A 14,368-nucleotide genomic window follows, 5' to 3' on the forward strand; every position below is an offset into this window, starting at 1 on the left:
CAATGGCCACCCAGGCTTCGTCACTCAACCAAAACAGTCTGCTCATCAATGCCTCCGGCTTATCCGAAGCCAGAGAATCTGATTTGCAGCTCCTATTCAACAACCTGATTGGGTTTGGACCCTAACCAGCGAAGGCGGCAATTATGTCGAGGGGTTGCGGATCGCCCACTTTCGTGTCGTGGCGCCATTTCGCCAAGTTCTGGATGCATGCAACACGGCTGGTTGTCGCGCCCAAACTTCTCTGCCAAATTTACTGAATAATGAAGGATGATTTCTAATAAAAGGTTTGGGGCGTATGCAGAGGATGAGCGAGGGCATACATGTCGCGATAAATAGACTATATGAATCTGGCTATGAGCGCGAGTTGTGGCTCGATAGTCTTGATCGGTTCTGCTTGGAGTTCAATATCCAGGGCGCCATAACCGTCCCGCGCATTGCCGCTGAAAACACGCTCAATCTGCCATTCTCACCCTCTTTGATGCACATGGCCAACCAGTTTGTATCCGACGGCTGGTACAAGAATGACATGCGTGCCGATCGTGGCTGGCCCATGGTCGATGCGGGCCATCCGGTGGTACTCGAACAGGACATCATCTCTCCTGAAGAGCAGATGCGCATGGGTATCTATAATGATCTCTACCGACCGCATGATCTGCTCTGGTGGGCGGGAGTAACATTCAAAACCAAAGAGCGCCAATACACGGTCTCGATGCTACGCCGCCCCGATCAGGGCGCGTTCTCCGAAGACGAGCGGCGCCTGTTCCTGCAGGTACGGCATTATCTCTCCAAGGCCATGTCGATCGCCGAAACCATGTCGACCAGCGCGGCGCGGGGCAGCGTCGATGTGCTGCACGCTTTGGGCCACGCCGCAATCCTCATCGACGGATGGGGCCGCGTGCGCGCCTGTACGCCACGCGCTGAAGCCTTGCTCGGACCAGAACTTTCGATCACCGGCAATCGGTTTATCGCAACGCATGGCGAGACCAACCGGCAGTTGCAGGCGATGATCCGCCGAACGGTTCTGGATACCCCCCTGCCGGATGCTCCTTTGCGCGTGCAGCGGTTTTATCGGCGTCCCGTGGTGATCGACGTCCTGCCCATCCCGGCCTCCAGCCGCATGGATTTTCTATTCTCCCATGCCCTCGTGCTGCTGGTCGATCTCGACGAACAACCCCTGTCCAATATCGCGCGGCTGCGCATCGTGTTCAGCCTCACGCCCAACGAGGCCCGCCTTGCCGGTCATCTGGTGACGGGGTACAGCCTTGCGGAAGCCGCCGACGCGATGGGTGTCGGCCATGAGACCGCCCGCAGCCATCTCAAGGGCCTTTTCGTCAAGACCGCAACACATCGTCAGGGCCAGTTGATCGCAGTACTGAGCCGCGTCAGTCAGATGGGTTCTATTCAATAGTTTCACCCCATTTGGCGATTTTTTCCTCAACGCACCGCGTGTCTTTGGCTTTTCTCCCCCGTTCGGGGGAAGCGCGGCACGATCTCCATTTTGTAGTCATGGGTCTGTAAACGGCCACGCAGCCACAAGCGGCTGAGCCTCACCAAACGTCCTGCGGTTGTCGAACACCCGCAGAGACAGACCTTTTTGGGGGACCCATGAGAAACTACGCGACACTTCTGGCAATGGCCGTATCCGGCACTGCGCTGACCGCTTGCACCACGGCGGGCACCGGCCCTGTTGTGCCTCCACCCCCACCACCGCCATCGCAGCAGGTCTATGCCGACGATGCCGGTCCGGCGAGCCAGGCCCTGGCCAACGGCACAACGCTTCTGGCCTATGACAGCGCTATGTCCACTTCACTGGTGCACAATTTCAACGCTGACCAGACAAGTGCCATCGCGCCCCAGCATTTCTCCATCGCAGCCAACGCGCTTGGTGGGGTCGACGTCACCGTTGGCGAGATAACGCATAGTTTCACCGCCGCTGAGATGGGCCAGTGGAGCTGGCAAAGCGCCGCGGGGCAGACGTTCTATGAAGTCAGCAGCCTGAGCGGAGAGACTGCAGATGTGATGGACTCCACAAATCCTGCCCACCATCAGATATGGGGCTATTGGTGGGATGAAGGCACAGGCGAGTCTTACGGCGGATTTGCCACCGTAGGCACCGAAGCGCGAGTCGAAGCACTGGTCGGCAAGGCCAATGCCACATATACAGGCCGCGCAGGCGCCGTGCTAGCCAATACCGACAGCTTTAACACCACCGAGGATATGTGGGGCGATCTGGAGATGGTCGCAGATTTCGGCGCAGGCAGCATTTCCGGTGACATCACCAACATGCAGAACAACGGAAACCCACTTCCGGGTACAGTCTCCCTGCAACTGGGAAATATCAACGGTACGGGCTTTTCTGGAAACGTCGCTGTTTCCAACGAGCTTCTGACCCTCTTCGACCTTGACATGCTAGACGGCACGTATTCCGGAAAGTTCTTCGGTCCCAACGCCGAGGAGATCGCTGGAGTCATGTCTCTCTCGGGCCAGATTTCTGCTGGCGCGGGCGGAGGAGATCTTGTCGGAGCGGGCTTCTTTTCGGGCGCGGAATAGCCGTTGCCGCCATGATCCCGTGTCGCTCGTTCTCGGCATTGCGGCGAAAGATCCTCGCAACGCTTTCAGCAATCCTGCTCATTAACACGGGGGCGCCGGCTCATGGCGCTCCCGTCGCATCTGCGTCGCCCACTCTCGAAGCCCTGGTCGCATCCGGGGCTTACGATGCGGCACGCCACGCCCTTGCGGAACAGATCGCGGATCCTACCCTCCACAGCCAGCATCGCACGCATCTCGAAGCCCTCATCGCCAGGTCCTCTGGCGACCATCGCCTCGCTACGGCGCTGTTCCGGGCTGCGTTGGCTATCGATCCGACTTTCCTCCCCTCGCGAATCCAGCTTGTCCAGACCCTGATCGCCGTTGGTGATATCGATGGCGCACGCCATCACCTCGCTATTCTTGCCCTGCATCCAACACCGCAGGTCCGGCAGCGGGCGCAAGCCACACTCGACCGTTTGGCCGCCCAACAGGGCTTTGGCGGTTCGATGTCGATTTCGCTGTCCCCTTCGAGCAATTTCAACAAGGGCAGTGCCCACGACACCTTTGTCGTCGGCAACATGGCCTTCGCCATCAATCCCGACTCCCGTCAGGCCAGCGGAACCGGCCTGACAATCGGTGGCGACATGCACTACACTTTCGCTCTGCCCGAGCATCAGCAGATTGTCGCCGCGCTGGGCGGCAGCGTCACCACCAGTCTCGACAACACCACCCGCAAACAGTTCGATCTCAACACGGGCCTCTACTGGCAAGGGCGGCTGGAGTCCGGTCGCGTCCGCATCGGCCCGACCGCGAGTCTTAGCTACGCCAATGATGCCGTCCATCTCCTGCGCTATGGCCTCACCGGGCAGGCCACACTTGAGGTTGCGCCACAGAATCTCATCAGCCTGAGCTTTGCCGCCCTTGGCCAGACCTATCCCGCAGAGAACTTCCGCGATGGCTACAAGCTCATCACTGGTGCAGGGTTGACCCACGCCTTCACCCCGGCGACGCGGTTGTCACTGCACCTCGGTGGCGAAATCGAGCGTACGCAGCGGCCCCACCTCGACCATGATGACATCAGCGCCGAAATCCGTCTCAATCACGACTGGAGCGGTGGCCTGATCACCTCGACCTTCGCCAAAGCCAGTCACCACCGCTATCGCGGCGACTTCCCCGGCCTCTCCGCGCCGCGCGAAGACACACACCTCGGGCTCGGCACTACGGTGTCACACTCGGGCATTGATCTCGGCGGCTTCACCCCTACACTCACCTACCAATACACTCGCCAGTTCTCCAACGTGACCTTCTTCGACTATGACAGTCATGACGTCAGCCTCGGACTGACCAGGGCGTTTTGACCGGTGGATACCCGCTTGGCCTGATCCCACTTCTGCGACGAATAACGCCCCCCTGAACAGGGGGGTGAGCGTCATTGCTCCCGCCGCTAGCTTCCGATGATCGGATCGGAGCAGGGAAGAATGGCCGTCATGAGGAATTTCACTGCCGGGCTTTCCGTCCTTGCGCTATGCGTTGCCGTTGTCGCCCCGGCCCTTGCCGGCACGGTAACGCTCCGGTCCACACAATTTTCTTCCGGAAAGCCCGTTCCCCATCTCCACTATGAGGGCGAGGTTGTCGTCGGCGATCTGGATCGGATCGCTGTTGCGGTCAGCCAGTATGTCGACTGCGACCCCAAGACGCTGCCCGACACGGGCGGCAATTGCGCCATCATCACCTTGAGCAGCGAAGGCGGCAATTATATCGAGGGACTGCGGATCGCCCACTTCCTGCGCGAACACGCCATCGCCTCCCGGCTCGAAACCGGTTCTTATTGCTATTCGGCCTGCGCCTTTGCCTTTCTCGGGGGGTCTGGCCAGTCCTTCGCGCAAACCATCGGCCCCTATATCGACCGCATCATCGAGCCGGGCGCAACACTCGGCTTCCACGCACCTTATGTCACGGCGGACTCGCTTGGCGAGCTGGTTGCTCAATATGGCGTCGAGGAGGTTCTGGGCGGCAATCGCGACAGCATTGCCCTCATGATCCAGGAACTTGTCGGCTGGAATGTCGATGACGGCGTTCTGGCCCGGATCACGAGCATGGGTGCGGACGAAGCCTATACGGCCTCCACCGCGCAGGACCTTTACCTCCTGCGCACGGCCCTGCCGGACGCGCCGCGCCTTCTGTGGGCGCCCGATCCCGCCGAGGCGCTGCGCAATGCCTGTATGCGGCTGCTCGCCCATCACCAGGATGTCTGGCCCTATGAGGTGCGCGACCGGCTGTCTGGGGAGATCGGCTACAATATCGGCACCGATGATCGCGGCTGGGCGCTGTCGGGCTATCGGCTCACCGACAATCCCGGCGGACTGACCGTCAGCTATTGCGCCACGCACACCAGCGACGCGCATCTGGGCGCCAATGCCGATATCGCGCTCTATTACGGCCCCGGCGTGGAAGGCCATATGCGTCCGGCACTCACCTTCTTCCACCGCCCCGAGGGCTGGTCCACCCTCGCCACCGGCGGGACGGCGGCGCAGCGCATCTTCCAGCGCGGCACCATCGGCCATTTCTTCCTGCCGCCCGAGGCCGAACTGGGCGGTGCGCTGGCGCTCACTTGGCGGATGGTCGGGGAGTGACGGCCATCCAATGGCTGCTGGAGACTGTGAGCATGAACGCAATCGACCCTCGAACGAAAAAAAAATCGCGCACACCGTCCGCCGCCATCCAAATAGCCGTGCTCGGCTCTGTTCTCCTGTGGGGAACACCCGCTCACGCCGAAACGCCCGATAGCGCGGCCTTCGTTGCCGCCTTCGGCGAGGTTTGCATCCCCGAGCGGCTGAGCTACAAGGGCACGCTTGCGCTGGCCGAAAAACTGGGCTGGAGTCCCGTCATCACCGGCGAAAATGCGGACTACGACCGCTTCATGGCCCATGCTGCCGATCTGCTGGCAAGGGAAATCGCGGAGGACCCGGACTTTATCGAGGGATCGGACATCGCATGGTTCACCCGCGAGATCGGCGGCTGGTCCCATCTTTTGACGATCAGCTATCTGCTGACGGAATATCTCGATACCGTGGGCTGCTATCTGTATCATTTCGCGGCCACCGAGCCGATTGACCCCAACGCGGTGACGCGGTTGCTGGAACAACCCATCGCCTACACGACCGATGGCGGCGATCCATTCTACGCTGTCGACCCCGCTGCGCTTGTCACCACCGTCTGGGGCCCCCCGCCCGCCCTGCCGCGCACCGGAGACACCTATCTGACCTTCATCCCCGAAGGCAGCGAAGTCGCCGCACAGACCGGTTTTTCCGGGCTTGTGATCAAATTCTCGACGTCGCTGCCGGACCGTGCGGAGTTCCGACAGTGAACAGAATTTCGGTTGTCGCCGCGCTCTGCCTCCTTCCCTTGCCTGCGCCGGCCCAGGCGCCGGTCGCCGGTCCAGCCAGTTGCGAGGTCGAGCGGGCTGTCTATGAAATGACCGCGCCCGACACAGATGAGATCTGGCGCATCGGCCTCGTCCCGGCTCGCCACGTGGCGAGTATCGCCTCCGACCTCTATCTGAAACTCACCACGCCGCAGCGCGACTACTGGTTCACCTTCTCGGTCTCGCAAGGCTATTCCGGCATCTCGGTCTTTCCAGTCTCCGACCCCTATGCCGAGGACGGTCCACACGACCTGCTCGGCCCGCCCTTCGGCGCCAACCCCAAAGGCATCACCGATCCCGATGTCCTGGGCGCCCTGCGCTTCCTCACGCTCGACACCGAATTCAATGTCGCGTTCGTGCCGCCCATGAGCGGCGAGGACGCACCGCCCTATATCATGCTGCCCGAGATCGGGCGCGCGCTCTGGTATGACGCCGCAGCCCTGACCGAAGACGAAACGGCCGATCGCGATCCCATGCCACGCGGCATCTTCAAGCGCACCCAGTGCCTAGCCGCCCCGCATCCTCAGGCCGGCCCATAAAATCGGCTCTCCTTGTCCTGCTTGCAGTGGGTTGATTGAAGCCCCGCCTGGAAAACAGAGGCCATCGAAATATGATGCGCCTCGGGGGTCGAAGGTCCGCATTGGCCCCGGCCATCCCGTGCGCAAACGTCAGGCTTGATCTGGAAGTGGTGCGGACGACGGGACTCGAACCCGTACTCTCATAGAGAAGCAGATTTTCGTACCACTTCGACTTTCGCCGCCGCCAATCGGCGTTCGTGGTCTGGACTGTCCCTTCGCCATGACCCAAAGGCTTTAGGCGCCGCCCGTCCAGTCTCTACACCTTCCCCGGAAGGGGCTTGGCTCGGGATTGGCTTAGGGCTTTGCCCTTTAGCGTTCCCCGACTTTGAGCGGTTCTACTCCGCGGATTTCCCCGCGGGCACTCCATTTCTAAAGTCTGCTGCGTCTACCGATTTCGCCACGTCCGCCTTTGTAGCCGATTCCAACCCTGGTCTTTGCACCTGCCGCCGGATCACCAATCTTCATTCTTGAAAGCCAGCGCCTTCTCCAAGGATTTGTATAGCCTATCTTTTCTTTGCCACGAACTTTTGTGTGGCGAGGGAAAAAAGGGCTTGAAGCAAGTGTGCACCATTCACTTGCCGCCCTGATTGACAGGGCCGGAGCCAAATAACAACCCGCTTATTCGCCCTTGTAGCTTAGCTCGATGCGATCCAGTTCTCCCGGTTTCATCGTATCGAGCCATGCAAGAAAGTCAGGCACATCGGCAAAGCCCGCCCGTCTTGCGTCCTCCTCGGTGACATCGCCGGCCTCGATCGGCGTGATCTGGCCGATCTGCAACACGCCCACCCTCGTCTTGAGCGTTCCCCCGGCCTTGACCGTGCGCCGCCGCCAGCGGCGGAATTGCAGGGTGATCTCGCCCGATTTTATCTTTTCGAGCACTTCAAGCTTGATGAGCATTTATCAGTCCGTGCCGCCGGTGATCGGGGGCGCGTAGGTGAAATCGAGGTCCCAGGGGAAATAAATCCACGTGTCCTGGCTGACTTCGGTGATGAAGCTATCGACCGTGTCGCGCCCCTGCGGCTTGGCGTAAACCGTGGCGAAATGGGCGTTGGGCAGCATATTGCGCACCGCGCGGGCCGTGGCGCCGGTATCGACGAGATCGTCGATGATCAAAAGCTTCCGTCCGGACGCATCGGCGGCGATGAGATCGGGGTTTATCGCCTTGAGCACCTGCACCTCGCCCTGGGTCTGGTGATCATAGGATTTGACCGACACGCTCTCGATCATGCGGATATTGAGTTCGCGCGCGATGATCGTGGCCGGAACCAGCCCGCCGCGCGCGATCGCGACGATGGCGTGGAACGGCCCCTCCCCGGTCAGCCGCCACGCAAGCGCGCGCGAATCGCGGTGGAACTGATCCCAGGACACCGGGAACGACTTGTTGGGCTGGTTCATCAATAAGGCTCCTTGGGAAGCGTGATGTTCTTTTTGGCGTGAAGGGCATCGACAAGCGCCTGCACCTCGGCGGTCGCTTCGTCCAGCCGCGCGATATCGGCACTGCGCAGGACGAGGTGGGTGAGGATATGGGTATGGCCCATCTGCGGATAGGACCCGATCTTGACGTCATCGTAACGCGACTGAATTTCGGCCAGCGGGTCGCCGAGCGCCCCCTCCCCGACCGCGGCGCTCACCGTCCGGCTGTCCACCTTCTGCCCGCCCTGAAGCGTCGGCGCGATGGCCTCGAGCATGGCCCGCATGATGACCGGCACCCCCGCCATCACATGCACATTGCCGATGCGGAACCCGGGCGCGGCGGAAACCGCATTGACGATAAGCTCCGCACCCTCGGGAATGCGCGCCATGCGCAGCCGGGCATTGGTGATCTCGGTGCCCGTCTCGTTCCACCGCGCCTCGAGTATGGCCCGCGCCTCGGCGTTGATCGGCAAATCGACCCCGAACGCCTTCGCAATCGCCTCGGCGGTGATATCGTCATGGGTAGGACCGATGCCGCCCGTGGTGAAGACATAGGTGTAACCGGTCCGCAGCACGTTGACCGCCGCAACGATCATGTCCTCCTCGTCGGGAACGACGCGCACCTCGCTGAGCGCGATGCCCAGATCGGTGCAGAACTCGGCGGTGGCCGCGATATTGACGTCCTTTGTCCGTCCCGAAAGGATTTCATCGCCGATAACGAGAAGACCGGCGGTGACGATGGGGGCACTCATGGTTCTGACCAACTGGAAACAAGGCAATCTGGATGCCCTTCCCCGGCCCAAAAATCAAGGAAGACCGTGCTTGAAGTGCGGTTTAATCACGCCTAAATTAGCGGCGTCCGCAACTTGACAGGCAGGTGCATGATGGATTTCGGCCCCGAAACGACGACGCTCATCGTTCTTTCAGGGGATTTCCATGCCTGCACCCTTATCGATTACCCTTTCCGGCATTTCATGGTCGACGCCTGACGGACATCCTGTCCTTGAGGGGATAGACCTCGCATTCGACGTCGAACGCACCGGGCTCATAGGCCGCAACGGTGTCGGCAAGACCACGCTTTTCAAGCTGATAACCGGCGAGATCATCCTGCAGGGCGGCGCGCTTGCGGTCCGCGGCACGCTCGGCGTTTTACGCCAGTCCGTGCAGGTAAGGAGCGATGAGACCATCGCCGACCTGTTCGGCGTTCGCGCGGCCCTCGACCTGCTCGACCGCGCCGAACGCGGCGAGGCGAGCGCGGACGAACTGGCCGAGGCCGATTGGACGCTCGAAGCCCGGCTTGAATCGATTCTCGAACGGACCGGGCTAAGCATCGGGCCGGACACGCCTTTAACGACGCTTTCAGGCGGCCAGCGCACCCGCGCGGCACTGGCCGCGCTCATCTTCGCCGAACCCGATTTCCTGTTGCTCGACGAGCCGACCAACAATCTCGACCGCGAGGGCCGGCGCGCCGTGGTCGAGCTTCTCGCCGCATGGCGGGCCGGCGCCATCGTTATCAGCCACGACCGCGAACTGCTCGACACAATGGACGCCATCGTCGAGCTGACCGCGCTCGGGGCAACACGCTATGGCGGCAACTGGAGCCATTATCGCGAGCGCAAGAGCGCCGAACTGGCGGCGGCGCAGCGCGGTTTAGCCGACGCCGAAAAACGGAACGAAGCCGTCGCCCGCAGCGCACAGCGGACCGCCGAACGCAAGGCGCGCCGCGACGGCGCGGGCCAGCGCAAGCGGGCGCGCGGCGACCTAGCCCCCATCTATCTCGACAAGCTCAAGGCCCAGTCCGAAGGCACGACCGGGGCCAATGCGCGACTGGCCGAGCGCCGTCATGCGGAAGCCGCCCAGGCGTTGGACGAGGCCAGAAAGCAGATCGAAGTGCTCACCCCGTTCTCGGTCTCGCTGGCCTCGACCAATTTGCCGGCAGGCAAAACGGTGCTGAGGCTCGACCGCGTCACTGCCGGCTACGATCCGGCCCGGCCCATCATCGACGATTTCAGCCTCGAGATCCGCGGGCCGGAGCGCGTTGCCATCACCGGCCCCAACGGCAGCGGCAAGACGACGCTGTTGCGGGGGATCGCGGGCCAATTGCCACCGCTCTCGGGCAGCGCCGAGGTTTCCGTGCCGTTCGCGATGCTCGACCAGCGGATATCGCTGCTCGACCCAAGGATTTCGATCCGCGACAACTACCGCCGGATCAATCCCGATGAAGACGAAAACGCCTGCCGCGCTGCCCTCGCCCGCTTCATGTTCCGCGCCGACGCGGCCATGCAGAGGGTCGAAAGCCTCAGCGGCGGCCAGTTGCTGCGCGCCGGGCTGGCCTGCGTGCTGGGCACGGGAAAACCACCGCAACTGCTGATCCTCGACGAACCGACCAACCATCTCGACATCGAGTCCATCGAAACGGTGGAAGCGGGCCTGCGCGCCTATGACGGCGCGCTGCTGGTGGTGAGCCATGACGAGGCGTTTCTGGAGGCTGTCGGGATTGAGCGGCGGGTGGAGTTATAGGCGAAATCAGCACCAAAGCTCTTGATTGGCATCGCTGGCCCCCTCCCCCCCAGCCCCTCTCCCACGAGGGGAGAGGGGGGGCTCGTGTGGCTGCTCCACGGTTTCCCTTCTCCCCTCGTGGGAGAAGGTGGCCGGAGCGAAGCGGAGGTCGGATGAGGGGGCCAGCGATGTCTCAGTCGGACTCTGCCCCCCGAGGGTGACATCGAGAGCGCAGCGCGGTACAGCCGCAAATACCTTTCCCGACACCAATCACACGTTCCGATAAATGCCTTTCCCAACTCCCCTCACACGCGGCACCCTCGTCAAGCGCTACAAGCGGTTCCTGGCCGATGTCATTCTTGAGGATGGCCCCGAAATCACCGCCCATTGCGCCAATCCCGGCGGGATGATCGGGCTCAACATGCCCGGTTTGCCGGTGTGGCTCTCGAAATCCGACAACCCCAAGCGCAAGCTGGCGTGGTCGCTCGAACTGGTGGAACTGCCCACGGGGCTGGTGGGCATCAACACCGCACACCCCAACCGGATCGTTGCCACGGCCCTCAAGGCCGGGCTGATCGGGGAACTGGCGGAATATACGACCGTTCGCCCCGAGGTGCGGTACGGGGAAAAGAGCCGCGTCGATTTCCTTTTGACCGGCGAAGGGCTTCCCGATTGCTATCTCGAGATCAAGAACGTGCATCTGGCGCGTGAAGCGGGGCTGGCCGAGTTTCCCGATGCGGTCACCGCGCGGGGCGCGCGGCATCTCAATGAACTGGCCGCGATGCGGGACAAGGGGTTCCGCGCCGTCATGCTCTATCTCGTCCAGCGCACCGACTGCACCGGCTTTGCCCTCGCCGCCGATATCGACCCCGTCTATGCCGCCGCTTTCGACGCGGCGACGGCGCGCGGTGTTGAAGCCTTGTGCTACGCCACCGATATATCCCTGGACGGCATAACGCTTGCCGCCCCCCTTCCCTTCACCACGGCGCGCCGTTAGGGTTGCCGCAGTCAGCCGGAGGCCACGATGACCACCTATGTCGACGCGACATCGAAGAAAAAGCGCATGCACGGGGTCATCCCGCTACACGGTGAGGAAGGCTTTGCCGGAATGCGCAAGGCCGGCGCACTGACCGCCGAAGTGCTCGACCTCGTCGCGCCCATGGTCGAACCGGGCACCCCGACCGAAAGGATCGACCGCTTCATCTACGAGTTTGCCCGCGACAACGGCGCGATGCCCGCAACGCTCAACTATCGCGGCTATCGTTATTCGTCCTGCACATCGATCAACCATGTGGTGTGCCACGGCATGCCCTCGGACAAGCCCCTGCGCGAAGGCGACATCGTCAATATCGACGTGACGCTGATCGTTGATGGCTGGCACGGCGATTCGAGCCGCATGTACACGGTCGGCGCGGTGTCGCGCAAAGCCGAGCGACTGATAGAAGTGACCTATGAATGTCTCCGGCTCGGCATCGAAGCGGCAAAACCGGGCAACACCACCGGCGATATCGGCGCCGCCATCCAGCGCTACGCTGAAGCCGAGCGCACCAGCGTGGTGCGCGATTTCGTAGGCCACGGCATCGGCAGGCTGTTCCACGACGAACCCAATATCCTCCATTTCGGCAATCCGGGCACGGGCGTGGAATTGAAGCCGGGGATGATCTTCACCATCGAACCCATGATCAATCTGGGCCGCCCGCAGGTGAAGATTCTCAACGATGGCTGGACCGCCGTAACCCGCGACCGCACACTCTCCGCCCAGTGCGAGCATTCCGTGGGCATCACCGAAACCGGGGTGGAAATCTTCACCCTCTCACCCCGCGACATCTTCAACCCCCTGATCGCCCGGACGGCATGACGATCAAGCACACCAGAGAGGGCGCGCTCGAGGAAGCCCGGCCCCACTATATCGGGCATCGCGAACGCCTGCGCGAGCGGTTCGTCACCGGCGGCGGCGCGGCGTTGCAGGACTATGAACTGCTCGAACTGCTGCTGTTCCGCATCCTGCCCCGCCGCGACACCAAGCCGGTTGCCAAGGCTATGCTGGAACGCTTCGGCAGCTTTTCCGAGGCGCTCGGCGCCCCGCCCCACCTGCTCGAGGAGATCGACGGGCTCGGCCCCAAGGCGATCGCGGATCTGAAGGTCATCCTCGCCGCCGCCCAGCGCATCGGGCGCGACGCGATCCTCAACAAGCCGATCCTTGGCTCGTGGGGGGAAGTGATCGACTATTGCAAGGCGCAGATGGCCTATGAAGCGACCGAGCAGTTCCGCATCCTGTTCCTTGACAAGAAGAACCGGCTTATCGCCGACGAGGTGCAGCAGACAGGCACCGTGGATCACACCCCGGTCTATCCCCGCGAGGTCATCAAGCGTTCGCTCGAACTTTCGGCCACCGCGCTGATCCTCGTCCACAACCACCCCTCGGGCGACCCCGCCCCCTCTTCGGCCGATATCCAGATGACGCGCCAGATCGCCGATGTTGCCAAGCCCCTTGGTATCGTGGTGCACGACCACATCATCATCGGCCGCTCGGGACACAGCTCACTCAGGGGATTGAAGCTGATCTAGGCCGGTTCAGGCTCTGGTGGAAACAGCCTCGCACTCTCCCCTCGCTTTTCCGGCGAAAGCCGGAATCCAGAACGAAGTCTCAGCTTGCGCGGATATCGAGGCATGGACTCCGGCTTTCGCCGGAGAAGCGAACGGGGAGTTCTGCCGATTCCATTAAAGCCAGAACGGTTCTAGCTTCTGCCCGCGACCGTCCTGCGCAGCCTTTTGGCCAGATCGAACCAGTTGCGGTTGCCCTTGATCCGGGTGCGCACGTGTTCGTTGAGCTGCTGGCCGGCCCGCGCGAGGTGGCCGAGCGGGGTCAGCGCGTGGCTGTAATGGGCGATCTCGATCGCTTCATTGCACCACTGACGTTTTTCGTCATTTTCCCCACGCCCCATGTCGATAAAGGCGTGCCCGTCCCCGAACGCGGTCTGCATGACGCGCAGGAGACCCTGCTTGCCGGGTGAGCCGGCCTGGGTTTGGGGGCACGTGGTCATCGAGGAAATGAGGCAGAACAGCCCGCCGCCCGCCGAAAGATTGTAACGCACCGCGATGATCCGGCCATCGAGCCGCAGGACCTGCAACACGCCCCCGGCGCGGCGGAACGCGTCCTTGTAGAACGCGCGTACGCGCGGGGCGGCGAAGGGATCGGCAATGCCCAACTCCCGGAATCGGGCGGCCTTCTGGGCGAACATGGTATCGATCACATCCGATACCGCATCGCCCGCGACGAGAACCTCGAAACCGATTTTCCCCAACGCCTCGAGTTTGGCGCTCTGCTGACGGTCGACCTTGCGGCGGCGCTTGTTGCGCCGGGCCGCATCGCACGCCTCCCAGCTTGGAAAGCGCGCGCGGAAAACCCTGTCAGCGGCCGGAACGGACGTGAAAAATTCCGCAAGCCCGGTCAACCGCGCGATATCGGTGGGAACGTTGGAAAGGTTCACCACGTCCGCATCGAGCGGAAGCTGGGTCAGCCGGTTCCAGAGCTGGTGCTTGTCGAAATCGGTCATCATGGCAAATGCCGGCTTGTCGATCAGCGGGGCGGACATGCCCAGATGATCCCCGGTCAGCCACGTTATGGCGCTGAACCCGACCGACCGGGTCCGTTGGAGGGGCAGCAGCATGACGGGGCGGTCGTCCCGCTGGGCGAGCAGGAACAGCCGGTCTTCCTCGCGCACCGCGAAGTGATCGAGCCATGCGCGGACGAACTCGATCCCCTGCCCCGGATTGTCGATGCCTTCCGCCTCGAGCACGCTCCATGCCGCCTCGACATCGGCAAGCCGTTCGGTCGCCGTCACCGAAATGCCCGGTACGACAAAGCTGGCCTCGTCCACAAAGGCTGGCGCGCCCATGGTATTTCCCCCATCTGTCGGGGCAA

General features: G+C 62.4%; 14 protein-coding genes. 10 read left to right on the forward strand and 4 right to left on the reverse strand.

Features of this window, described 5'->3' with window-relative positions; translation table 11 throughout:
• The first annotated feature begins 304 nt into the window (after positions 1-304).
• The 6 genes from DQG18_RS08365 (at position 305) to DQG18_RS08390 (ending at position 6,492) form a co-directional block, all read left to right on the forward strand.
• Entirely contained in the window at positions 305-1,408 is a 1,104-nt protein-coding gene (locus DQG18_RS08365) for a helix-turn-helix transcriptional regulator (protein ID WP_157970065.1), read from the forward strand.
• Positions 1,409-1,605: 197 nt separating this feature from the next.
• Positions 1,606-2,550 (forward strand): transferrin-binding protein-like solute binding protein, encoded by a 945-nt coding sequence (locus DQG18_RS08370; RefSeq protein WP_157970066.1) that lies wholly within the window; start codon positions 1,606-1,608, stop codon positions 2,548-2,550.
• An 11-nt stretch (positions 2,551-2,561) separates the two neighbouring features.
• Complete coding sequence (locus DQG18_RS08375; protein WP_116653816.1) at positions 2,562-3,887, forward strand: surface lipoprotein assembly modifier; 1,326 nt, start codon at positions 2,562-2,564, stop codon at positions 3,885-3,887.
• Between the two features lie 120 nt (positions 3,888-4,007).
• Positions 4,008-5,162, forward strand: a complete 1,155-nt coding sequence (locus DQG18_RS08380) for a hypothetical protein (RefSeq protein WP_157970067.1) — start codon at positions 4,008-4,010, stop codon at positions 5,160-5,162.
• 32 nt (positions 5,163-5,194) lie between these two features.
• Positions 5,195-5,896, forward strand: a complete 702-nt coding sequence (locus DQG18_RS08385; RefSeq protein ID WP_157970068.1) for a hypothetical protein — start codon at positions 5,195-5,197, stop codon at positions 5,894-5,896.
• A complete protein-coding gene (locus tag DQG18_RS08390) occupies positions 5,893-6,492 on the forward strand; it encodes a hypothetical protein (RefSeq protein ID WP_116653819.1) in 600 nt (199 codons plus the stop codon). The genes DQG18_RS08385 and DQG18_RS08390 overlap by 4 nt, the downstream gene beginning before the upstream one ends.
• 657 nt (positions 6,493-7,149) lie before the next feature.
• Here DQG18_RS08390 and DQG18_RS08395 read toward each other — a convergent pair.
• Genes DQG18_RS08395 through DQG18_RS08405 form a run of 3 tightly spaced genes read right to left on the reverse strand, consistent with a single transcriptional unit; the run spans position 7,150 to position 8,696 of the window.
• Complete coding sequence (locus DQG18_RS08395) at positions 7,150-7,428, reverse strand: ASCH domain-containing protein (RefSeq protein WP_116653820.1); 279 nt, start codon at positions 7,426-7,428, stop codon at positions 7,150-7,152.
• Between the two features lie 3 nt (positions 7,429-7,431).
• Positions 7,432-7,926, reverse strand: coding sequence for a xanthine phosphoribosyltransferase (gene gpt, locus DQG18_RS08400; RefSeq protein ID WP_116653821.1), 495 nt, complete (start codon positions 7,924-7,926; stop codon positions 7,432-7,434).
• A complete protein-coding gene (locus DQG18_RS08405; RefSeq protein WP_116653822.1) occupies positions 7,926-8,696 on the reverse strand; it encodes a competence/damage-inducible protein A in 771 nt (256 codons plus the stop codon). The genes gpt and DQG18_RS08405 overlap by 1 nt, the downstream gene beginning before the upstream one ends.
• Positions 8,697-8,880: 184 nt before the next feature.
• Between DQG18_RS08405 and DQG18_RS08410 the strand changes: the two genes are divergently transcribed.
• From DQG18_RS08410 to radC, 4 genes are all read left to right on the forward strand, one after another.
• Positions 8,881-10,464 (forward strand): ABC-F family ATP-binding cassette domain-containing protein, encoded by a 1,584-nt coding sequence (locus DQG18_RS08410; protein WP_116653823.1) that lies wholly within the window; start codon positions 8,881-8,883, stop codon positions 10,462-10,464.
• A 265-nt stretch (positions 10,465-10,729) separates the two neighbouring features.
• The gene (sfsA, locus tag DQG18_RS08415) at positions 10,730-11,440 is read left to right on the forward strand and encodes a DNA/RNA nuclease SfsA (RefSeq protein ID WP_116653824.1); all 711 of its coding nucleotides are present in this window, start codon (positions 10,730-10,732) and stop codon (positions 11,438-11,440) included.
• A gap of 27 nt (positions 11,441-11,467) precedes the next feature.
• The gene (gene map / locus DQG18_RS08420) at positions 11,468-12,301 is read left to right on the forward strand and encodes a type I methionyl aminopeptidase (protein WP_116653825.1); all 834 of its coding nucleotides are present in this window, start codon (positions 11,468-11,470) and stop codon (positions 12,299-12,301) included.
• The gene (gene radC, locus DQG18_RS08425; RefSeq protein ID WP_116653826.1) at positions 12,298-13,011 is read left to right on the forward strand and encodes a RadC family protein; all 714 of its coding nucleotides are present in this window, start codon (positions 12,298-12,300) and stop codon (positions 13,009-13,011) included. The genes map and radC overlap by 4 nt, the downstream gene beginning before the upstream one ends.
• Before the next feature lie 170 nt (positions 13,012-13,181).
• Here radC and DQG18_RS08430 read toward each other — a convergent pair whose 3' ends face one another.
• Positions 13,182-14,342: a GNAT family N-acetyltransferase gene (locus tag DQG18_RS08430; RefSeq protein WP_157970069.1), complete on the reverse strand. Its 1,161-nt coding sequence runs from the start codon at positions 14,340-14,342 to the stop codon at positions 13,182-13,184.
• Between the last annotated feature and the right edge of the window lie 26 nt (positions 14,343-14,368).

Source organism: Pelagibacterium sediminicola (genome assembly GCF_003390885.1).
GTDB lineage: Bacteria > Pseudomonadota > Alphaproteobacteria > Rhizobiales > Devosiaceae > Pelagibacterium > Pelagibacterium sediminicola.

Coding starts and splice junctions, on each gene's coding strand:
- DQG18_RS08365 (WP_157970065.1), top strand. CDS start 305: ATGAGCGAGGGCATACATGTCGCGATAAATAGACTATATGAATCTGGC.
- DQG18_RS08370 (WP_157970066.1), top strand. CDS start 1,606: ATGAGAAACTACGCGACACTTCTGGCAATGGCCGTATCCGGCACTGCG.
- DQG18_RS08375 (WP_116653816.1), top strand. CDS start 2,562: ATGATCCCGTGTCGCTCGTTCTCGGCATTGCGGCGAAAGATCCTCGCA.
- DQG18_RS08380 (WP_157970067.1), top strand. CDS start 4,008: ATGGCCGTCATGAGGAATTTCACTGCCGGGCTTTCCGTCCTTGCGCTA.
- DQG18_RS08385 (WP_157970068.1), top strand. CDS start 5,195: ATGAACGCAATCGACCCTCGAACGAAAAAAAAATCGCGCACACCGTCC.
- DQG18_RS08395 (WP_116653820.1), bottom strand. CDS start 7,428: ATGCTCATCAAGCTTGAAGTGCTCGAAAAGATAAAATCGGGCGAGATC.
- gpt (WP_116653821.1), bottom strand. CDS start 7,926: ATGAACCAGCCCAACAAGTCGTTCCCGGTGTCCTGGGATCAGTTCCAC.
- DQG18_RS08405 (WP_116653822.1), bottom strand. CDS start 8,696: ATGAGTGCCCCCATCGTCACCGCCGGTCTTCTCGTTATCGGCGATGAA.
- DQG18_RS08410 (WP_116653823.1), top strand. CDS start 8,881: ATGCCTGCACCCTTATCGATTACCCTTTCCGGCATTTCATGGTCGACG.
- sfsA (WP_116653824.1), top strand. CDS start 10,730: ATGCCTTTCCCAACTCCCCTCACACGCGGCACCCTCGTCAAGCGCTAC.
- map (WP_116653825.1), top strand. CDS start 11,468: ATGACCACCTATGTCGACGCGACATCGAAGAAAAAGCGCATGCACGGG.
- radC (WP_116653826.1), top strand. CDS start 12,298: ATGACGATCAAGCACACCAGAGAGGGCGCGCTCGAGGAAGCCCGGCCC.
- DQG18_RS08430 (WP_157970069.1), bottom strand. CDS start 14,342: ATGGGCGCGCCAGCCTTTGTGGACGAGGCCAGCTTTGTCGTACCGGGC.